The following is a 15,413-nucleotide window of genomic DNA, read 5'->3' on the forward strand; positions in this document are numbered from 1 at the left end:
CTCTCGCGGGTCCCGGATCCCGAGGCCCGAGTCCCGACATCTCAGCCATACACCGGATACGTGCGGCACTGCGCGGTGACCGCGTCGCGCACCTTCGCCAATACCGCCGCATCGGACGGTGCATCCAGCACATCGGCGATCCAATTGGCCAGGTCCACGCAATCCTGTTCCTGGTAGCCACGGGTGGTGATGGCCGGGGTGCCCAGGCGCAGGCCCGAGGTCACGAACGGCGAGCGCGGGTCGTTGGGTACCGAGTTCTTGTTGACGGTGATGTGCGCCTTGCCCAACGCCGCCTCCGCATCCTTGCCGGAGACCTCGCGCCCGATCATGTCCACCAGCATCAGGTGGTTCTCGGTACCGCCGGAAACAATCTTGTAGCCACGCGCGATCAGCGTCTTGGCCATGGCCTGTGCATTCTTCACCACCTGCTGCTGGTAGGCCTTGAACTCGGGCTCCAGCGCTTCCTTGAAGGCCACCGCCTTGGCGGCGATGACGTGCATCAACGGACCACCCTGGATGCCCGGGAACACGATCGACTGCAGCTTCTTGGCCAGCTCCTCGTCGGCACCCTTCGCCAGGATGATGCCGCCGCGCGGGCCGCGCAGGGTCTTGTGGGTGGTCGAGGTGACCACGTGCGCGTGCGGCAGCGGGGTCGGATACACACCGGCGGCGACCAGGCCGGCGATATGGGCCATGTCCACGAACAGATAGGCACCGACCTTGTCGGCGATGGCGCGGAACCGCGCCCAATCGACGATCTGCGAATACGCCGAAAAGCCTGCCACCACCATCTTGGGCTGGTGTTCGACCGCCAGGCGCTCGACTTCGTCGTAATCGATCAGACCCTGGTCGTTGACGCCGTACTGCACGGCGTTGAACAGCTTGCCGGAGGCGTTGACCTTGGCGCCATGGGTGAGGTGGCCGCCATGGGCCAGCGACATGCCCAGGATGGTATCGCCGGGCTTCAACAGCGCCAGGTACACCGCCTGATTGGCCTGCGAGCCGCTATGCGGCTGCACGTTGGCGTAGTCGGCGTCGAACAGCTGCTTGAGACGATCGATCGCCAACTGCTCGGCGATATCGACGAATTCGCAGCCACCGTAGTAGCGCTTGCCCGGATAGCCTTCGGCGTACTTGTTGGTCAGCTGGCTGCCCTGCACGTCCATGACCAGCGGGCTGCAGTAATTCTCGCTGGCGATCAGCTCGACGTGGTCCTCCTGCCGTCCGGCTTCGTCGGCGATGGCCTTGGCCAGTTGAGGGTCGTAGGTTTCCAGTCGGACGTCGCGCGAGAACATCGGAACTCCGGGGCAGCCATGGCGTGTAGGGCCGCCGATTGTAAGCCCCCGGGCCGGGGGCTGACCAATGGCGCGGCGCAGGCCCGCCACAATGCGACAGGGCGCACCGAAGCACGCCCTGTCGCCGTGACCGCTCCGCCGGCCACGCCTGGCCGCGCAGGTACAGGCCTATCCTCAATTGTTGAGCACCAGGTCGGCGATGATGCCCGTCGCAATGGCGACCAACAGCAGGTTGCCGCGGTCGTCGCGCTGCCAGCGATACCCGTACGGCGGACGCCGCAGGTGGTAGCGGTCGTAGTCGTTGATCACGTAAACCGGGCCGTGATACCGCTGGCCGCGTGCCCAGTAAGGACGCGGCGGCGGGGCTGGCCGGTAATAGCCGTAGCCGCTGGGCTGGTAATAGCGGTCGCGACGGTAGGCGTCGCGATAACCCTCGCGGTAGCCGTTGCTGTAGATGTGACGGTCGCGACGCCATTCGCGGCGCTCGACGTGGCGATCATGGCGCCACTCACGGCGATGGTCGCCGTGGTGCCCAGGCCCGCGGCGGTCGCGCTCCCAGTCGTCGGCGAACGCGGCCGGTGCGAACGCGCCCAGCGCCAGAACGGAAGTCAGTACTGCGGAAACGAGGCGATTGCGGTTCATGAGCGCTCCTGTTGGCGATGTCGCAATTGCATTAAGTGGCGGACGGCCTTAACGCTTTCCTGCTGGAATCGTTTGCGAAAATCCCCATTCAGGTGGCGGGTAAGCCGGCGTTTAGCCGCAGAACGCGTCGGCGGCCGACAGCGCTTGTCGGTATACTGCCGACATCCCTTTTCCGCCGCCCCCGGCCTTGGCCGGCGGGCTGCCTGCGTCCGGAGACCCCATGTCGCAATACATCTACACCATGAACCGCGTCAGCAAGGTGGTCCCGCCGAAGCGGCAGATCATCAAGGACATCTCGCTGTCGTTCTTCCCCGGCGCCAAGATCGGCCTGCTCGGCCTGAACGGCGCGGGCAAGTCCACCGTCCTGAAGATCATGGCCGGCGTGGATACCGATTTCGAGGGCGAGGCACGCCCGCAACCGGGCATCAAGGTCGGCTACCTGGCGCAGGAACCGCAGCTCGACCCCAACCACACCGTGCGCGAGGCGGTCGAGGAAGGCGTCGGCGACGTGTTGCAGGCACAGGCCGCGCTGGACCGCGTGTATGCCGCCTACGCCGAGGAAGGCGCCGACTTCGACGCGCTGGCCAAAGAACAGGAGCGCCTTGAAGCCATCCTGGCCGCTGGCGATGCCAACACCCTGGAACAACAGTTGGACGTGGCCGCCGATGCGCTGCGCCTGCCGCCGTGGGACGCGGTGGTCGGCAAGCTGTCCGGCGGCGAAAAGCGCCGTGTGGCGCTGTGCCGCCTGCTGCTGCAGAAGCCGGACATGCTGTTGCTCGACGAACCGACCAACCACCTGGACGCCGAGTCGGTGGAGTGGCTGGAACAGTTCCTGGCCCGCTACACCGGCACCGTGGTGGCGGTGACCCACGATCGCTACTTCCTCGACAACGCCGCCGAGTGGATCCTGGAACTGGATCGCGGCCGCGGCATTCCGTGGAAGGGCAACTACACCGAATGGCTGATGCAGAAGGACGAGCGCCTGAAGCAGGAAGAGAACCAGGAAAAGGCGCGCCAGAAGGCCATCCAGAAGGAGCTGGAGTGGGCCCGGCAAAACGCCAAGGGCGGTCGTTCCAAGGGCAAGGCACGTCTGTCGCGCCTGGACGAACTGCAATCGGTGGACTACCAGAAGCGCAACGAGACCAACGAGATCTTCATCCCGCCGGGCGAGCGCCTGGGCAACTCGGTGATGGAATTCAAGAACGTCTCGAAGAAGTTCGGCGATCGCCTGTTGATCGACAACCTGTCGATGATCATCCCGCCCGGCGCCATCGTCGGCATCATCGGTCCCAACGGCGCCGGTAAGTCGACCCTGTTCAAGATGATCACCGGGCAGGAAAAGCCGGATTCGGGCGAGATCGTGGTCGGTCCGACCGTGCAGCTGTCCTACGTGGACCAGAGCCGCGACAAGCTGGAAGGCAACCACAACGTCTTCCAGGAAATCGCTGGCGGCCTGGACATCCTCAACATTAACGGTATCGAAATCCAGTCGCGCGCCTACATCGGCCGCTTCAACTTCAAGGGCCAGGACCAGCAAAAGATGGTCGGTTCGCTGTCCGGCGGTGAACGCGGCCGCCTGCATATGGCCAAGACCCTGCTGCAGGGAGGCAATGTGCTGCTGCTGGACGAACCGTCCAACGACCTGGACATCGAAACCCTGCGCGCACTGGAAGATGCGCTGCTGGAGTTCCCCGGCAACACCTTCGTGATCTCGCACGATCGCTGGTTCCTGGACCGCATCGCCACCCACATCCTCGCCTTCGAAGGCGATTCGCACGTGGAGTTCTTCCAGGGCAACTACCGCGAGTACGAAGAGGACAAGAAGCGCCGCCTGGGCGATGACGCCGGTCCCAAGCGCCTGCGCTTCAAGGCATTGAAGTAAGCGCGCGTACGGCAGTGCTGCAACGACCACGGCCCGCCTCGCGCGGGCCGTGGTCGTTCTGGACGTTGCTGACGACCCGGACGACGTAGCGGCGATTGCTCCAGCGGCGCAGACATCGATCGATGACGCCCTGCCTGTTCGCACACCGATGTCGCCCGCCGCAGAAGCGCACGCAAACGCCAAGCGATCCTGCCGCGGCCACCACTACAAGTCGTAGGACAGCACGTCCTCGAAGCCGAAGGTGGCGAAGTTTTCGATCCGCGAGGGGTAGAGCCGGCCGATCAAGTGGTCGTATTCGTGCTGGACCACACGCGCATGAAAGCCCTCGGCCTCGCGTTCGATCACCGTGCCGTCTGGCGCCAGGCCGCGATAGCGGATGTGGCGATGACGCGGAATCACCGCACGCAGGCCGGGAATCGATAGACAGCCTTCCCAGCCGTGCGCAATCTCGTCCGACAATGGCGTGATTTCCACGTTGGCCAGCGCCGTGCGCGGCACCGGCGGCGCCTCCGGATAGCGGGGGCTGGCGTCGAAGCCGAACACCATCAGCTGCAGATCCACCGCGATCTGCGGCGCGGCCAGGCCGACGCCATTGGCCGCGTCCATGGTCTCGAACATGTCGCTCACCAGCGCCTGCAATTCGGCGCTGCCGAGGTTGGTGACCGGTGGGGCAACACGCAGCAAGCGCTTGTCGCCCATCCGAATAATCTCGCGAAGCATGACACCCTCCTGAGCTCGAACGTCGATCTTAGACCGGCTCGCCGCCCGCTGGTAAACACCACGAAAAAGGGCGTGCACCAAACCACCGTCCCGCCAAGGCTTGCGCGACAACTGCGCAGGCGATCAGCCCTGCAGACGACGCCCCTGCGCATCCAGCACCGGTTCGCCATCTTCCTTGACGAAGCCGCTGGTGGCCGGTGGCAGCAGGTCCAGCACCCGTTCGGAGGGGCGGCATAGCCGGGTACCCAACGGCGTACGCACGAACGGCCGGTTGATCAGGATCGGATGGGCGAGCATGGCCGCGAGCAGGTCGGCCTCCGTGCGCGCGGCGTCGTCCAGCGCCAGTTCGCGATAAAGCGCTTCCTTCTGCCGAATCGCCGCACGGACCGACAGTCCCGCATCGACGATCCATGCCTGCAGTTCTGCGGGCGTCGGCGGCTGCTCCAGGTAAGGAATGATCTGCGGCTCGATGCCGACATGGCGAATCAACGCCAGGGTATTGCGGGAGGTGCCGCAGGCGGGGTTATGCAGGATGACGGCATGCATGGGTGGACTCGGAGGCAGCCGCGACCTGCGGCAAGGCGGGCATGGTAGACCGCCGCGCTGCCACCATGCGCCGGCGTTCTGCTCGCTCCATGCACGCTTCCCGACCGCGGGCAGGCTACCGGGCAATAGCGCCAGCCAGAGCGGGCACGGGCGTGCGGCATTGCGCAGCGGGTACGGGCGTTGGGGCTCCAGAAGGTCGGCTCAGGCCGAATTTCGAAATCACGTGAAATGCAAGCACATCAATTCTTCGTGCGGGCCTCGACTTCGCTTCATGCACAGCGTCATGTCAAAAAATTGACGAATTGCACATATTCATGTTTCAGTCATGTCTAGATTGCGTTGGAAGGATCCCCCGATACGCCGGCTACCTCGGCGTTTTTCCCCTGTAGGACTCAAGGAAACCCAGTGATGAAGAGCCTTCGCACGCCCGGATGGGCGCTATCCGGCCTGTTGTGCCTTGCCTGCCTGCCAGCCGTGGCCGCGGCGCAGGAAACGACCACCGCCTCCAAGGTCGGCATCGATCCGGTGACCGGCAAACTGCGTCCCCTCACCGCCGCCGAAAGCGCCGCCCTCGATCAGCAGGCGGCCGCCCCGGCGGGTTCGGCCGCACGCAGCGCCAACCGCCCGGCGCTTCCGCAGACCGAGGCCGCCGCCCGCGCCAGCGAGCGCCGCCTGCCCAATGGCACCGTCGCCCGCAAGATGCCGCTCAGCCAGATGAGCTCACTGACGGCGACCCGCCAGGCCGATGGCGGCCTGGTCATCGAGCACGAGGACGAGACCGGATCTGCCCACACCGAGCACGGAGCGCTGCCGCATGAATAAGTCCCTGTTGCTGCTGTCCCTGGGCGTGGCCGCCGCCTTGGCGCCACTGCACGCGTCGGCTGCCAATCTCACCCTGATCAACGGCGACGCCGGCACCACCGTCGGCCTCAACGACGCGACCCCGGTGGCGCCACTGGGCGGCAATCCCGGCCGCAGCGTCGGCGAGCAACGCCGTATCGCCTACCAATACGCGATGGACCTGTGGGGCGCGGTGCTGCAAAGCAATGTCGAGATCAAGGTCTACGCCTCGTTCGCCCGGCTCTCCTGCACTGCCACCGGCGGCACGCTGGGCCAGGCCGGACCGAACTGGATCGTCAACGACTTCCCCGGCGCCAAGCCCAATACGCTGTACCCCTCGGCGCTGGGCGACGCGATCGCCGGCCAGGACCTGGTGCCCGATCCGAACGATCCGGCCGACGTGTTCTCGCAGTTCAATGGCGATCTCGGCAAGCCGGATTGCCTGTCCGGTTCGGGTTGGTATCTGGGCCTGGACGGCAAGACGCCGCAGGGACAGATCAACTTCCTCAATGTGGTCATGCACGAGATCGGCCACGGTCTGGGTGCGGCAGGATTCCTCAACAAGACCACCGGCCAGTTGGGACTGGGCAGTAACCTCACCGACGTCTACACCTCGCAAGCGTTCGACAACGTGCAGAACAAGCGCTTCGACGACCCCAGCATGACCGATGCATTGCGCGCCGAAGCGATGCGCACGCCTGGCCGCACGGTCTGGGCCGGCAGTCGGGTCAATCGCGAGGCCGCCCTGATCCTGGATCCGCGCACGCTGCTGCGGGTCACCGCTCCGGCCAGCGCCGCCGGCAAGTTCGAGGTCGGCTTTGCCGATTTCGGCCCGCCGGCCACGCCGGCGAACTTCCCGGCAAAAACAATCGTGCTCGTCGACGACGGCGTCGCTGCGGCTTCTGCCAGCGATGGCTGCGAGACGCCGTTCGTCAACGCAGCCGCCGTGGCCGGCAAGGTCGCGCTGATCGATCGCGGCACCTGCGCCTTTGCGGTCAAGGCCAAGAACGCCCAGCTCAACGGCGCTGTCGGCGTGATCATCGCCAACAACACCGGTGGCGTGCAGACGATGGGCAATGCCGCACCGCCGATCACCGACATCACCATTCCGGCCGTGATGGTCTCGCAGGCCGATGGCGCGCGGTTGAAGAGCAGCACTGCCGTGGTCGCTGCGCTGTACGAGGATCCGGAGCTGCTGCAGGGCACCGATGGCCAAGGCCGCACGCGCCTGTACGCGCCCACCGTGGTCGCCGGTGGCTCGACGTTCTCGCACTTCGACACCGATCTGCAGCCCAATGCGCTGATGGAGCCGTTCGATACGCCCGAAGTGCAGGCCCAGCTCAATGTCGACCTGACCCCGGCGCTGTTTGCCGATATCGGCTGGACCCTCAACCGCGGGCTGGCCAAGCTCGGCAGCTGCAGCACGCTGGTACCGACGCTGGAAACCGGCGGATTGATTCCCGGCGCCAATGTCTCGGCCGAGAGCAATCTGTGCAAGACCCAGAATCCGGGCAACCGACTGGGCTATCTCACCTGCATGAACGACCATATCAGCGCGCTGGAATCGCAGGGTGCCATCAGCCGGCTGCAACAGGCTTCGGTGTTCCTGTGTGCGACCAAGGTGCGGCCATAAGGTCTGGCCCACGCACTGGGCCATGAGCGAACGGCGCCGTCATGGCGCCGTTTTCTTTGGGTCCGCCATCCGCCGCTGACATGCCGACGGCGGACAGGCGCGTCATGTCAGTGCCGGTCGGCTCGCGACATCCCCCGCCCTGCTTCGCAACGCCTGCCATGTGCGACGCAGCGGCACCGAGGATCACGCCTGCGCGGCAGGCGGCAGACCGAACACGTCGCGCAGATAACGCAGGTAGCCCTCGTCCTCGCACATGCTCTTGCCCGGCGAATCGCTGAGCTTGGCAACCGGCTGGCCATTGCAGCGGACCATCTTGATGACGATCTGCAGCGGCGTCGGCCCCAGGTCGTTGGTCAGACTGGTGCCGACGCCAAATGCCAGCCGGCATCGGGTGTGGAAATGCGCGTACAGGCGCATGACCTTGTCGATGTTCAATCCATCGCTGAACACCAAGACCTTGCTGCGCGGATCGATCCGGTGCGCCTGCAGATGCGCGATCACCCGCTCGCCCCAATGGAACGGGTCGCCCGAATCGTGGCGCATGCCATCGAACAGCTTGCAGAAGTACAGGTCGAAATCGCGCAGGAAGGCCTCCAGTCCGACCACGTCCGACAAGGCAATGCCGAGATCGCCGCGATACTCGCGCGCCCACGATTCCAGTGCGGCGACCTGCGAATCACGCAGCCGCGGCCCCAATGCCTGGAAAGCCTGCAGATACTCGTGGGCCATGGTGCCCAGCGGAGTCAGTCCGAGGTGCTTGGCGAAGTAGACATTGCTGGTGCCGACGAACTGCTCGCCCAGACCGCTGCGCAGCAGCGGCAGCAACTCGCCATGCCACTGCCGCGAGTAGCGTCGGCGCGTGCCGTAGTCGGCGATGCTGCAGGCCGCCGGCATGCCGCGCAGGTGCTGGATCTTCTCGGCCAGGCGACTGCGGCCTTCCTCGAAATCCGGCGCCGAGGTATTGCGGAACCAGACCTCGTTGATGATCGCCAGCAGCGGCACCTCGAACAGGATGGTGTGCAGCCACGGCCCCTGGATGCGCAACTCGATCTCGCCGGCGGCGACCGTCGAGGCCGATAGCTGCAAATACTTGCGATCCAGGTGGAACAACGCCAGGAAGTCGGCGAAATCCGGCTTGATGAAGCGCAGGCTGCGCAGATAGTCGACTTCATCCTCGCGCAACCGCAGCCGGCACAGCGCATCGATCTCGTGCGAGATCTCATCGAGGAATTGCGCCAGATCCACTCCGGGCGTGCGGCACTTGAAGCGGTATTCGACCTGCGCGGCGGGATGCTGATGCAGCACCGCCTGCATCATGGTGAATTTGTACAGATCGGTGTCGAGCAAGGAATGGATGATCATGCCGACCGATTATGCCCGCGGCGTCGGATGCACCGTGAGTGCGCGCCGGCAAGCGGTGTCGGCCACGGCGCCGCAGCGCCGCCGTTGCTGCGGCCGGCAGTCCTCAGCGAGCCAGCACCTGCTGCGCCGGCTTGCCCTGCACGGTGAAGTCGCTGTCCTCGCTGCCACCGGCCTTGGGATCGGTATACCAGCACCACAGGGCGATCCCGGCCATGCCATGGGCCTGCAACACCTGCCGCCATTGCCGCAGGACCTGCAACTGCAGGCCGGTATCGACCTGTGCCGCGCGCTGCTCCGGGCTCTCCCAGGGTGCGGCCAGGCTGCCGCGCGCCGAGCGCAGACCCAACTCGGCCACCCAGACCGGCTTGCCCACGCGCTGGCCCAACTGCTGCAATCGTTGCGCGGCGGCGGTCATTTCGGCGCTGCGGGTATCGCGCGCATCGGACAGGCGGGGATACAGGCTGGTCCCCACCGCATCGAACAGCGACCAATAGGGAAATGTTTCGGCATGCTCCATGCCGTCGGCCACATACAGCAGCGGGCCGTGGTAGACAGCGCGCACCGCTGCCACCAATGCCGGCCATTGCGGGGCGCTTTGCAGCTGGCGCAATTCGGTGCCGACCACCAACGCCTGCGCCTGCTGCTGCTGCGCGACCTGGGCCAGCGACAGCAGCGCACGCTGGTACGCAGCGAACCAGGCCGCCTGATCGCTGGGCGCGGCGTCGCCGGCCCAATGGCCGGGAATCCACAGATGCACCTTCAAGACCGGCTGCAGGCCGGCCGCGCGCGCCTGCTGCAAGGCCGCACGCATGTCTTCCACGCGGCTGTCGCTGCCCAGCACTGGATCGTTGGACTGCGGGGTTGCCTGCCAGACGAAGGCCACCAGCAACGCCCGACTGGCCCCGCTGTCGGCCAAGTCCTGTAACGAGCGCGCCGCCGCGGCGCTGCCCCAGGGCGCGTCGGCCGAGACCTTGACATTGGCCCCCATCCAGGTCGGCGCGGCGGCACGGCAGCCATTGGCCATCAGGCAGGCCCCGAGCAACAGCAGGACGATTAGCGCACGTCCGGACATGCCTGCGATCCCTGAGCGGCCGTCAGCGTCGACGCCTGAACGCAGTGCGCCAGCGACGCGCCCGCCGTGCCGACGCTGGGTGACGCTGCACCGACCGCCATGGTTTGGACTGCATCGGCGGCGACCACTGGCAGTGCGCTGGGCAACCGGCTGTCGGCGACGGACGCAGCCTCGCCAGGCGCCGCTGGTTGCACGTCCGCGCGGGCGTCAACGGTCTGCGACAGCGCCTGCTCCTCGAGCGGCATCGATCGCCAGCCCGTGCCCCAACCCTGCGGCTGCACCCAGGCCGCGCCCAGCAGGCCGAGCGCCAGCAGGCCGGCCGCCTGCACGCGCTGATCCGGCAGCAACGCCCGCAGCAGCAGCGCCGCCGGCACCCACAACAACACCAGCGCATCGAAGCCCGCCCAACCGAACACGAACGACACCGCGGCCGCACTGACCACCGTGCCGACACTGGCGAGCACACCGCGCGCCAGCACGCCGCTGCGGCAGCGCGCGACCAACAGCAACAACGGGAAACCGGCCAATGCCGCCACCGCCCAACGCAGGGCCGGTGCCCAGTCACTGCCCTGCGCCGCCAACGGCAGCGGTAGCGGATGGCTGCCCTCGGCCAGGCTCGCCAGTGTCGGCCACGGCGCATTGAAGACGGTCAGATTGACGTAGGCCCAGATGCCGAACAGGAACACCACCGGCAGGTAGCACACCAGATAGAACGAACCCGGCGCCTTGCGCAGCATCTGCGGCGGCATCACCAGCAGCAGCCAGGGCGCGATCATCGTCGACAGCGCCAACGTCTGGACATCCAGGCACAGCAGCACGCATAGCCAGCCGGCGATGCGCAAGTAGGTGAACGCCTCCACCGGCACCTGCAGACGACGCAGGGTGCGACACAGCCCATAGAACGCCAGCAGGCCGACCGACTGGCTACCACCGGCGGCGATCGGCAGCAGGAACAGCGGATTGCAGCCGACCAACAGCGTCAAGCCGCTGGCCCAGCCGCGACCGAACACGCCGGCCAAGTCGCGCCAGAGCAGCGACAGGAACATCGCATTGGCGGCAACGGCGATCAGCGGCCACACCGGTACCGGCGCGGCCCATCGCTGCATCACCCACTCCACCGCCCACGACAACAGGCCGCCGGCTGGCAATCCGGTCACCGGCGCCGCGCTCGCCACCGGCGTGGCGAGCGATGGCGCCAGCAACGGCTGGCTGAGCAGCGACAGCGCGACGAGCGCCAGCAGGAATGCCGGCAGCCCGCTGTGGCGCTGCGCCAGCGCGGGCTCAGTCTTCGAGCGCGGCGCGGCGCTCTTCTTCCATGTGCTTGCTGATGCCATGCGTGGTCTTCTCCCAGTAGAACGGATTGCGGATCAACTGCCACAGGCCCTTGTAGGCCGCGATCGATTGCAGCAACCAATAGAACGGCACCGTCAGCGCGTAAGGCGCCAACTTGAAGTAGTCGCGCTTGAATGCAGCGACCAGGGTGATATAGATGAAGAACGCATTGGCCAGCAGCAGATTGACCAGCGACAAGGTGGCCAGCCAGGGCGGGAAGAAGCGATCGAAGGCCGACGTGCCGGTTGCCATCCAGACCGCGTACAAGGCCCACAGCACCGGCACGCCGAGCGCAGTGAAGAAGCCGCCGCCGATGAAGAACTGGAATCCCCAGAAGCCCTTGAACCCGGTGCTGCGGTACAGGTGCAGCGGGTCGCGCATGTGCACCAGCCAGGTCTGCATATAGCCCTTGAGCCAGCGCGAGCGTTGCCGGATCCAGTTGGGGATGCTGACATTGGCCTCTTCGAAGGTGGTGGAATTGACCACGTTGACGCGGTAGCCGTTCTGGATCAGCCGCACGCCGAGGTCGGCATCTTCGGTGACGTTGTACGGATCCCAGGCGCGCACCTGCCGCAAGACGTCCAGGCGGAAATGATTGGAGGTGCCGCCCAACGGAATCGGGATGCGCAGGTATTCCAACGCCGGCAGGTAGAAGTCGAACCAGAGCGTGTACTCCAGCGTGAACATCCGCGTCAGCCAGTTTTCGTTGGCGTTGTAGTAGTTCAAGCGCGCCTGGATGCAGACCACGTCCTGCTCGGCCTTACGGAACGCCGCCACCACCCGCTTGAGCTGATCCGGCTCGGGCTTGTCCTCGGCGTCGTAGATGGTCAGCAATTGTCCACGCGCGAAGTGCAGCGCGTAGTTGCAAGCCTTGGGCTTGGTCTTCGGTTGCGAAGGCGGAACCCGGATGATCTCGAAGAACGCTTCCAGGCCGAGCTTCTTGGCGGCGTCGATCGTCTCCAGATCGTCCGCCTCCAGCACCAGCTTCACGTCCAGCTTGCTGATCGGGTAGTCGAGTTTGCGCAAGGCATTGGCCAGGATCGGCAGGACCTCCGGCTCCTTGTACATCGGCACCAGCACCGTGTAGACCGGCAGGTCGTCGTCGCGCAGGGCGGCCACGTCCGCCTCGGTGACCTTGATGTCGATGCGGTGGCGCGAACCGAACCACACCAGCAGCAGCTTCAAGCCGAAGGTGGCCAGGAAACCCAGGGCGACGATGACGTTGATGGCGATCAAGGTGGCGACCGGGAAGACGGCCAGCGCGCTCACCAGCAGCGCTGCCAACGCCCATAGCGTGAACGCTTGCCCGCGCGTGACCACTTGTCGCGCCGAGTGCGTGGGAGCATGGGTGGCCAACAGGTTCAGGGCATTGTCGGTGAGCTGCTCGTCGGCATAGCGCTGCAGGCTCCAGATGATGTCGAACTTGGCGGTGCCGACGAAGCGCACGTCTTCGCCATAGTGACTACGCGCCCAGGCGAACACCGCCGGATCCGGGTCGGCCACCGCCAGCACCAGCACGCCGCCCTCGCGCCGCCACGGCAGCAGCAGGCGCTGCGCGTAGCTCTCCAGATCCGTCGACGCCAACAGGGTCGGATCGGGAGGCTGTTGCACCAGATCGACGAACTGCAGGCCGAAGTGCGCAGCGACGGTGGCGTAGAAGCGCTGTGCCGGCACCCCGCGCTGGGCCAGGATCACATCGCCCAACCGCGAATTCCAGCGCTGTTGCAGCGCCAACGCGGTACGTAACTGCTCGTCGCTGATGACGCCGGCGGTGACCAGCGCACGGCCCAACAGGCCACGCTCGCGACCGATGTCCGGTGCCCGTCCCAGCGCGTCCATTTCGCAGGTGACTGTCATGGCTGTCCGTTCCTAAAAGCGCCACCAGGCGGCGACGAAGGGTCCACCGGCCGCGCCGGTATTGCGCCCCATCACCGGCTGCTGATAACCCAGCTGCCACTGGCTGCCGCCCGCGGCGGTGTACAACGCCGACAATTGCAGCTTGGTGAGGTCGTAGTTGGTCCCGGTGGCCACATAGCTGGCGCCGCTGGCCACGTCGCTGATGACGTTGGCATTGTTGCGACCGTTGCCCAGGCCCTGGATCACGTTGAGCTCGCCCAGCAGCAGCCAACGCGAGGTGATACCCAAGCCGGTGGAGACATCCACCCGGGCCTCGTCGGAGGCCGCGCTGCCGCGCAGGCGCACGGCAGCGCCGAGATCGACATAGCCGTTGCGGTCGCCCAGGCTGTAGCCACGACCACGGCTATAGCGCAGTTCCAGGCCATAGTCGCCCAGACCCAGGGCCGGATCCGGGCTGGGATTGCCAGGATGGTAGGTCTTGTCGCGTCCGTAGGCCGGCACGCTCACCAGTGCCTGCACGGCGTCGTGCCAGACCGCGTCCTGCCCGTTGCCGAGCGCGTAGCGCAGCCCGATCTCCTGATCGGCCAGGCCGGTGGTGGTGCGGCGCACGCGCTGCGTGGTGTCGCCCTGCACCAAGTCGTTGTTGAAGCCAACCTGGGTCAGATAGAAATTACCGATCAGGCTGAGCCGGTCACTCAGGCCGTGCTCGAGATAGACATTGAGCTGGTCCTGCCGGCTGCGGCCGTTGTTGCCGAAGGTACCGCGATGGTGGCCATCGTCGAACCAGCCGCGACCGTCGCTGTGCAGGGCCTTGACGATCATCAAGGTGTCGCCGTCTGGCTGGGTCCAGGCGCCGGCCAGGGCGATGGCGGGCATGCCCGCCATCACGCCGCACAGCAAGGCCAGAGGCACTACGCCAGTACGAGGGGAGGCGGACGCAGCAGGGCGTCGGCGGCAAGATGTAAGCGAACTGGACTGCGAAAAAACAGCACATCGCGACTGGACCCGCGAGCGCGGGACGTGGGTTAGACGCATTGCAGGATTCCTGGTGGGGGACCCGAGAGGGCCAGGAAAGCAAACGGAAGCAATCACACTGCGGCGCGGAACTTATCACACTCCAAGCGCCAACCCATCACGGTTCACTCACTGAGACGTGAACACTGTCACGCGCTTCGCAGCAGGCGCGGCAGCTGCAGCAAGGCGTGGGCCCAGATGGCCCCCCACACCGCACAGCGCGTCAGCCACCCGCGCTGCTCCGCTTCGAACTTGCGGAAGTAGCGCCAGAGGCCGCGGTGCTTGTGCCATTCGACGAAAAACGGGCGGGCGCGACTGGACACCCCCCGCACATGCACCACCTGCAGATCGTTGGCGATGGCCACCAAGGCGCCTGCCTGGCGGGCGCGGCGGCAGAGGTCCAGGTCCTCCGCATGCAGGCGATAGCCGTCATCCCAGCCATTCAGCCGATCGAACAGGCTGCGCTGCATCAGCAGCAGTGCGCCGGATAAGGCCTCCACCGGCTGCAGCGACTGCAGCGGATCGGCGGCGACCGCCAGCTGGGCCGCGGCCCGTGGCGCGCGCAGCATCGCGGCGAAGTCCGGGTCGCGTCGGCGCACCGCTGGATCCGGGCACCCGTGTTCGTCCACCTGTTCCACCCCCAACACCACCGCGGGATAGCCGTCCGCACGCGCACACAGCTGCAGCAAGGTGTCGTACTCGACCAACAGATCGGGATTGATGAACACCAGCCACGGCGCCTGACTGGCACGCGCGCCCTGATTGCAGGCAGTGGCAAAGCCGGGATTGTCGGGATTGGCGATGAACTGCAGACGCGGATCGGCCAGGGCATGGCGCTGTACCACGTCGAGCGTGTCGTCGCTGGAGGCATTGTCGACCACGCGGATCTCGCTGACCCCGTGCGCGGTCCGCAGGCGCGACAGGCAGGCATCGATCGTGCTGCTGCTCTGATAGGTGACGACGACGGCGGCGATCTGGACGGAGGTCATCCGATCATTATCCGGCGCGCACGCCGGACAACGCCATCATGCTGCGCGCCGCCGACGTGGCGGCGGGCGACGCCAGCGGGCATACTGCGCGCCCCGGCGCCGCCCCTGGTAGCGACCGACTGCGCCCTGGGCGCCTTTCCGACCCTTCCGAGATGTCAGCCCGCGACCTTCCGGTAACGCGCTGCCCCTGTATTCCCCGCGTCGTGTCCCGCTGATGGGATGGACGGCG

At 66.3% G+C, this 15,413-nt stretch carries 13 protein-coding genes; 3 read left to right on the plus strand and 10 right to left on the minus strand.

Annotation, left to right across the window (positions count from 1 at the left end; all coding sequences use genetic code 11):
* Positions 1-41: 41 nt before the first annotated feature.
* Entirely contained in the window at positions 42-1,295 is a 1,254-nt protein-coding gene (gene glyA / locus CKY51_RS15305; RefSeq protein WP_022970998.1) for a serine hydroxymethyltransferase, read from the minus strand.
* A gap of 174 nt (positions 1,296-1,469) precedes the next feature.
* Positions 1,470-1,937, minus strand: coding sequence for an RcnB family protein (locus tag CKY51_RS15310; protein WP_022970997.1), 468 nt, complete (start codon positions 1,935-1,937; stop codon positions 1,470-1,472).
* 220 nt (positions 1,938-2,157) lie between these two features.
* Here CKY51_RS15310 and ettA point away from each other — a divergent pair, with 220 nt between their 5' ends.
* Positions 2,158-3,819 (plus strand): energy-dependent translational throttle protein EttA, encoded by a 1,662-nt coding sequence (gene ettA, locus CKY51_RS15315; protein ID WP_152249465.1) that lies wholly within the window; start codon positions 2,158-2,160, stop codon positions 3,817-3,819.
* 204 nt (positions 3,820-4,023) lie between these two features.
* On the opposite strand, the gene def is transcribed toward ettA, so the two are convergent.
* Positions 4,024-4,539: a peptide deformylase gene (gene def / locus CKY51_RS15320; protein WP_022970994.1), complete on the minus strand. Its 516-nt coding sequence runs from the start codon at positions 4,537-4,539 to the stop codon at positions 4,024-4,026.
* A gap of 123 nt (positions 4,540-4,662) precedes the next feature.
* Positions 4,663-5,085, minus strand: coding sequence for an arsenate reductase (glutaredoxin) (gene arsC / locus CKY51_RS15325; protein WP_022970993.1), 423 nt, complete (start codon positions 5,083-5,085; stop codon positions 4,663-4,665).
* Positions 5,086-5,493: 408 nt separating this feature from the next.
* Here arsC and CKY51_RS15330 point away from each other — a divergent pair, with 408 nt between their 5' ends.
* Together CKY51_RS15330 and CKY51_RS15335 are read left to right on the plus strand one after the other, a co-directional pair.
* Positions 5,494-5,907 carry a post-PEP-CTERM-1 domain-containing protein gene (locus CKY51_RS15330; RefSeq protein ID WP_022970992.1) on the plus strand — a complete coding sequence of 138 codons (414 nt, stop codon included), beginning with the start codon at positions 5,494-5,496 and terminating at the stop codon, positions 5,905-5,907.
* Positions 5,900-7,558 (plus strand): PA domain-containing protein, encoded by a 1,659-nt coding sequence (locus CKY51_RS15335; RefSeq protein ID WP_152249466.1) that lies wholly within the window; start codon positions 5,900-5,902, stop codon positions 7,556-7,558. The genes CKY51_RS15330 and CKY51_RS15335 overlap by 8 nt, the downstream gene beginning before the upstream one ends.
* 183 nt (positions 7,559-7,741) lie before the next feature.
* On the opposite strand, the gene pncB is transcribed toward CKY51_RS15335, so the two are convergent.
* The 6 genes from pncB to CKY51_RS15365 all read right to left on the minus strand — a co-directional run bounded on the left by pncB (position 7,742) and on the right by CKY51_RS15365 (position 15,184).
* Positions 7,742-8,920, minus strand: a complete 1,179-nt coding sequence (gene pncB, locus CKY51_RS15340) for a nicotinate phosphoribosyltransferase (protein WP_022970990.1) — start codon at positions 8,918-8,920, stop codon at positions 7,742-7,744.
* 103 nt (positions 8,921-9,023) lie between these two features.
* The gene (locus CKY51_RS15345; protein ID WP_022970989.1) at positions 9,024-9,992 is read right to left on the minus strand and encodes a glycoside hydrolase family 113; all 969 of its coding nucleotides are present in this window, start codon (positions 9,990-9,992) and stop codon (positions 9,024-9,026) included.
* Entirely contained in the window at positions 9,974-11,326 is a 1,353-nt protein-coding gene (locus CKY51_RS15350; RefSeq protein ID WP_022970988.1) for a hypothetical protein, read from the minus strand. Before CKY51_RS15350 ends, CKY51_RS15345 begins: the two co-directional genes overlap by 19 nt.
* Positions 11,274-13,181, minus strand: a complete 1,908-nt coding sequence (locus tag CKY51_RS15355; RefSeq protein ID WP_152249467.1) for a glycosyltransferase family 2 protein — start codon at positions 13,179-13,181, stop codon at positions 11,274-11,276. The genes CKY51_RS15350 and CKY51_RS15355 overlap by 53 nt, the downstream gene beginning before the upstream one ends.
* A gap of 12 nt (positions 13,182-13,193) precedes the next feature.
* Positions 13,194-14,216, minus strand: coding sequence for a hypothetical protein (locus CKY51_RS15360; RefSeq protein WP_031338588.1), 1,023 nt, complete (start codon positions 14,214-14,216; stop codon positions 13,194-13,196).
* Between the two features lie 128 nt (positions 14,217-14,344).
* A complete protein-coding gene (locus CKY51_RS15365; RefSeq protein WP_022970984.1) occupies positions 14,345-15,184 on the minus strand; it encodes a glycosyltransferase family 2 protein in 840 nt (279 codons plus the stop codon).
* Between the last annotated feature and the right edge of the window lie 229 nt (positions 15,185-15,413).

It is taken from the genome of Xanthomonas maliensis (genome assembly GCF_009192945.1).
Taxonomy (GTDB): Bacteria; Pseudomonadota; Gammaproteobacteria; order Xanthomonadales; family Xanthomonadaceae; genus Xanthomonas; species Xanthomonas maliensis.

Bases quoted from the DNA above. Each gene is read 5' to 3' on its own strand.
- pncB (WP_022970990.1), bottom strand. From the start codon at position 8,920: ATGATCATCCATTCCTTGCTCGACACCGATCTGTACAAATTCACCATG.
- CKY51_RS15350 (WP_022970988.1), bottom strand. From the start codon at position 11,326: ATGGCATCAGCAAGCACATGGAAGAAGAGCGCCGCGCCGCGCTCGAAG.
- CKY51_RS15360 (WP_031338588.1), bottom strand. From the start codon at position 14,216: ATGCGTCTAACCCACGTCCCGCGCTCGCGGGTCCAGTCGCGATGTGCT.
- CKY51_RS15330 (WP_022970992.1), top strand. From the start codon at position 5,494: ATGAAGAGCCTTCGCACGCCCGGATGGGCGCTATCCGGCCTGTTGTGC.
- CKY51_RS15345 (WP_022970989.1), bottom strand. From the start codon at position 9,992: ATGTCCGGACGTGCGCTAATCGTCCTGCTGTTGCTCGGGGCCTGCCTG.
- ettA (WP_152249465.1), top strand. From the start codon at position 2,158: ATGTCGCAATACATCTACACCATGAACCGCGTCAGCAAGGTGGTCCCG.
- arsC (WP_022970993.1), bottom strand. From the start codon at position 5,085: ATGCATGCCGTCATCCTGCATAACCCCGCCTGCGGCACCTCCCGCAAT.
- CKY51_RS15335 (WP_152249466.1), top strand. From the start codon at position 5,900: ATGAATAAGTCCCTGTTGCTGCTGTCCCTGGGCGTGGCCGCCGCCTTG.
- CKY51_RS15310 (WP_022970997.1), bottom strand. From the start codon at position 1,937: ATGAACCGCAATCGCCTCGTTTCCGCAGTACTGACTTCCGTTCTGGCG.
- CKY51_RS15355 (WP_152249467.1), bottom strand. From the start codon at position 13,181: ATGACAGTCACCTGCGAAATGGACGCGCTGGGACGGGCACCGGACATC.
- glyA (WP_022970998.1), bottom strand. From the start codon at position 1,295: ATGTTCTCGCGCGACGTCCGACTGGAAACCTACGACCCTCAACTGGCC.
- CKY51_RS15365 (WP_022970984.1), bottom strand. From the start codon at position 15,184: ATGACCTCCGTCCAGATCGCCGCCGTCGTCGTCACCTATCAGAGCAGC.
- def (WP_022970994.1), bottom strand. From the start codon at position 4,539: ATGCTTCGCGAGATTATTCGGATGGGCGACAAGCGCTTGCTGCGTGTT.